Source organism: Dialister sp. UBA1703, assembly GCA_002320515.1.
GTDB lineage: Bacteria > Bacillota > Negativicutes > Veillonellales > Dialisteraceae > Dialister.
This window is the reverse complement of record DCJJ01000099.1, coordinates 1-3,882: the sequence shown is the minus strand read 5'-3', so window position 1 is coordinate 3,882 and position 3,882 is coordinate 1. Positions and strand designations below refer to the sequence as shown.

The 3,882-nt window shown below is 50.7% G+C and carries 4 protein-coding genes; all 4 read left to right on the top strand.

What is annotated here, in order from left to right; translation table 11 throughout:
• Nucleotides 1–155: 155 nt before the first annotated feature.
• From alaS to B2Y11_RS04765, 4 genes are read left to right on the top strand one after another with little or no spacing between them, the layout of a single operon-like run.
• The gene (alaS, locus tag B2Y11_RS04780; protein ID WP_291056852.1) at nucleotides 156–2,765 is read left to right on the top strand and encodes an alanine--tRNA ligase; all 2,610 of its coding nucleotides are present in this window, start codon (nucleotides 156–158) and stop codon (nucleotides 2,763–2,765) included.
• A gap of 12 nt (nucleotides 2,766–2,777) precedes the next feature.
• Entirely contained in the window at nucleotides 2,778–3,044 is a 267-nt protein-coding gene (locus B2Y11_RS04775; protein WP_291056850.1) for an IreB family regulatory phosphoprotein, read from the top strand.
• 1 nt (nucleotide 3,045) lies between these two features.
• On the top strand, nucleotides 3,046–3,474 hold the full coding sequence (gene ruvX / locus B2Y11_RS04770; protein WP_291056848.1) for a Holliday junction resolvase RuvX: 429 nt from the start codon (nucleotides 3,046–3,048) through the stop codon (nucleotides 3,472–3,474).
• Between the two features lie 4 nt (nucleotides 3,475–3,478).
• A complete protein-coding gene (locus tag B2Y11_RS04765; RefSeq protein WP_291056846.1) occupies nucleotides 3,479–3,739 on the top strand; it encodes a DUF1292 domain-containing protein in 261 nt (86 codons plus the stop codon).
• Nucleotides 3,740–3,882 lie beyond the last annotated feature (143 nt).

Genomic DNA, 3,882 nt, shown 5'->3' with positions numbered 1-3,882 from the left:
GCATTGCATAAAAATTCAAGAATAAAAGCAGACAGTGATTTAATCAGCGCTTCCTTAAAGCTCCATATGAATCTACATCATAAACAAATATCTATTTGCATGGACCGTGCAAGTCATATATAATGAAGAACACAACTACAGTAAGGGGGTTTATCATGAAGGGCAATGATATTCGTGAATCATATCTTTCATTTTTTGAAAATCAAAAAGGCCATCTGAGATTAAAGAGCTTCTCTCTGATCCCGAAGGATGACCCCAGTCTTCTTTTAATCGGTGCAGGCATGGCACCGCTGAAGCCTTATTTCACAGGCAAGGTGGAACCGCCCCGTCATCGTGTCACCACCAGCCAGAAGTGCATCCGCACCGGCGATATTGAAAACGTGGGCCATACAGCCCGTCACCATACCTTCTTTGAAATGCTGGGGAATTTCTCCTTCGGCGACTATTTCAAGAAGGAAGCCATTACCTGGGCCTGGGAATTCCTGACAGAGGTATTAAAGCTGGACCAGTCCCGCCTTTATGTCACCATTTATCCCGATGACAATGAAGCCCATGATTACTGGCACAAGATGATCGGCCTGCCGGAAAACCACATTTATCCGCTGTCCGACAATTTCTGGGAAATCGGGGAAGGCCCCTGCGGTCCTGACTCTGAAATTTTCTATGACCAGGGCGAGGAATTCGGCACAGATCCGGAAAACCAGATGGGCGGGGACGGCGACCGTTTCCTTGAAATCTGGAACCTGGTTTTCTCCCAGTATGACCGCCAGAAAGACGGCTCTTACCTGCCGCTTGCCAAGAAGAACATTGATACCGGCGCAGGTCTGGAACGTCTGGCTGCGGTTCTTCAGAAAAAGAAAAACAACTTTGAAACGGATCTTTTCTTCCCCATTATTGAAGAAGCATCTGCACTCTCCGGTGTACCCTACGGACAGAGCGCCCAGGGCGATGTGGCGCTGAAAGTTATTTCCGACCATGCCCGGGCTATTACAAATATGATTGCCGATGGCATTCTTCCTTCCAATGAAGGCAGAGGCTATGTGCTCCGCCGCATTCTGCGCCGTGCAGTCCGCTTCGGCAAGCTCCTGGGCATCCAGGACGCTTTCATCGGCCAGATGATCGATGTGGTTATCAGTATGATGAAGCCCGCTTATCCGGAACTGGTGGACAAACAGGCATTTATTAAGAAAGTAGCCGGCGTAGAAGAAGACCGTTTCCATGCTACCCTGAATGCAGGCACGGATCTTCTTTCCGAAATGCTGGAAGATACAAAGAAGAAACAGGGCACCGTCCTTTCCGGCGACAAGGTGTTCAAGCTCTACGATACCTACGGTTTCCCATGGGAACTGACCGATGAAATTGCCAAGGAACAGGGCCTCACCATTGATAAGGAAGGCTTTGAAGCATCCATGGCAGAACAGAAGGAAAGAGCCAGAGCTGCCCGTGCCAAGGTTTCCGCCAAAGTGGCAACTCCGGATACCACCAAGCTTGATGCAGCAAGCCTCACTACAGAAGACAGGGATGGAGAAACAAAGCTCCTCCTTCTTGGTAAAGACGGTAAGGAAATCAAGGAAGCTGCTGACGGCACGGAAGTGACAGTTATCCTTCAGAACAACCCCTTCCATGCAGAAGGGGGCGGACAGATCGGCGATACCGGCACTATTACCGGTGAAGAAGGGGTAATCGACGTAGAAGATACGAAGAAGCTCCCTGACGGCATTATTTATGTCATCGGCACCGTTCGCGAAGGCACTATTTCCGAAGGAGACACGGTGAAGGCTGTGGTTGACAGGGAAAGAAGAGAAGACCTGGCAAGAAACCATACCGGTACCCATATGCTGCAGGCAGCACTTCGTGAAGTACTGGGCGGACAGGTAAACCAGGCAGGTTCCCTTGTACTTCCTGACCGGCTCCGTTTTGATTTCACCTGGCCGGAACCGCTCTCCGGAAAACAGCTTGCTGCTGTGGAAGAGGCGGTAAACCGTGAAATCCTCCATGCCCTTCCTGTGAATATCAAGGAAATGCCTCTGGAAGAGGCAAAGAAATCGGGTGCCATGGCTCTCTTCGGTGAAAAGTACGGTTCCGTAGTACGGGTGGTTTCCGTAGGAGATTTCAGTAAGGAACTCTGCGGCGGCAGCCATGTGAAGAACTCCGGCGAACTTGGTTCCTTCCGTCTGATCAGCGAAGGAGGCATCGGCTCCGGCATCCGCCGTATCGAAGCAGTGACCGGCAAGAAGGCCTATGAAATGATGAAGGCCGACCGCAGTCTCCTTGAAAATTCCGCTTCTCTCCTGAAGGGAAAGGTGGAAAATGTTCCGGAAAAGATTGAAAAACTCCTTTCCGAAGTGAAGGATCTGGAAAAACAGCTGGAAGCTCTGAAGAAAGAACAGACAAAGGGCGAACTGGATTCCCTTATGAAGGATCTCCAGGAAAAGAAGGGCATTTCCTTCTTTGGCGCCGTGGTACAGGCAGATAATATGGACGACCTTAGAAAGGCCGCCGACGTAGTGAAGGCAAAACTTGAAAATGGCGCCTTCATCCTTGGCACCGTATCCGGCGACAAGGTAAACCTGGTGGGCATGGCTTCTCCGGAAGCGGTGAAGGCCGGTGTCCATATGGGCAAGGTAGTTTCCAAAGCCGCCAAAGTATGCGGCGGCGGTGGTGGCGGCAAACCGGCAGTAGCACAGGCCGGCGGCCGTGATACAGCAAAGCTGGAAGAAGCAGTGAAAGCAGGCGTTGCGGCTATTGCCGACATGCTTGGTTAAGGAGGGATATATATGTCAGTCTCTGATGAAACGATTTTATTCAATACCAATGCCGATGAAGGCGAGAACCGACAGGCGGCCATGATTCTGCAGGAAGTGTATGCGGCTTTGAAAGAAGCAGGGCATAATCCTACGGTACAGCTTGTAGGATATCTTGTTTCAGGGGAGCCGACATATATTACCAGCCGACATGACGCCAGAAGGCTTATTTCCGGTATCGAAAGAGATGAACTGGTGGAAGAGCTGGTCCGTTTCTACGTAAAGCACAAGGGCTTATGAAATGAGAATCATGAGTCTTGATGTGGGCTCCGTCACCATCGGCGTGGCGGTAAGCGACCTCTTCGGCTGGACCGCCCAGGGGCTGGAAACCATACGGCACACCACAAGGGAGGCTGATTTCAAAAGGCTTCGGGAGCTCACGGATCAGTACCAGGTAGAAGAATTTGTCATCGGCCTGCCGCTCAACATGGACGGCACAAAGGGCATCCGTGTGGAAAGGACCGAGGCCTTCGCGAAAGAACTGGCCAAGGCTTTCCCCGACATTCCCTACCATTTCTGGGATGAACGACTTACCACCGTCATGGCCCAGAAACAGCTTATCGCAGCCGACGTGAGCCGGAAAAAACGAAAGAAAGTCATAGATAAAATGGCAGCTGTAGCCATCCTGGAAGGGTACCTGCAGCATCTTTCATTCAAAAACAGAGGATAAACCTATGACCGAGAAAAAAGAAGACCCCATTATTATTACTATTACCGGCCCTGACGGCAGTGAAAAAGACTACGTGCAGGATACGGTGATTCCCTTCTCCGGAAAGGAATTCGCTGTACTGGTATCCATTCCCGAGTCTGAGGACGAAGAAGAACCGGATATCATCCTTGCCAGAATTGACATCGATGAAAACGGGGAGGCGGAATACGTTCCCCCAACGGATGAAGAATATGATGCGGTGGCAGATATTTACGACGCCATGTAAGAAATGTGACAAAGGGAACTGCGGCAGGAAGCCGCAGTTCTTTTGTGCTTTATGCATGGGACAGGAATGTGATAGAATAGGGGGAAAGCGCTCATTGGGGGCCGCGGAGCGGCCCCGGGTTAAGGAAGCACTGATTAATTCAT

Bases quoted from the DNA above. Each gene is read 5' to 3' on its own strand.
- alaS (WP_291056852.1), top strand. From the start codon at position 156: ATGAAGGGCAATGATATTCGTGAATCATATCTTTCATTTTTTGAAAAT.
- B2Y11_RS04775 (WP_291056850.1), top strand. From the start codon at position 2,778: ATGTCAGTCTCTGATGAAACGATTTTATTCAATACCAATGCCGATGAA.
- ruvX (WP_291056848.1), top strand. From the start codon at position 3,046: ATGAGAATCATGAGTCTTGATGTGGGCTCCGTCACCATCGGCGTGGCG.
- B2Y11_RS04765 (WP_291056846.1), top strand. From the start codon at position 3,479: ATGACCGAGAAAAAAGAAGACCCCATTATTATTACTATTACCGGCCCT.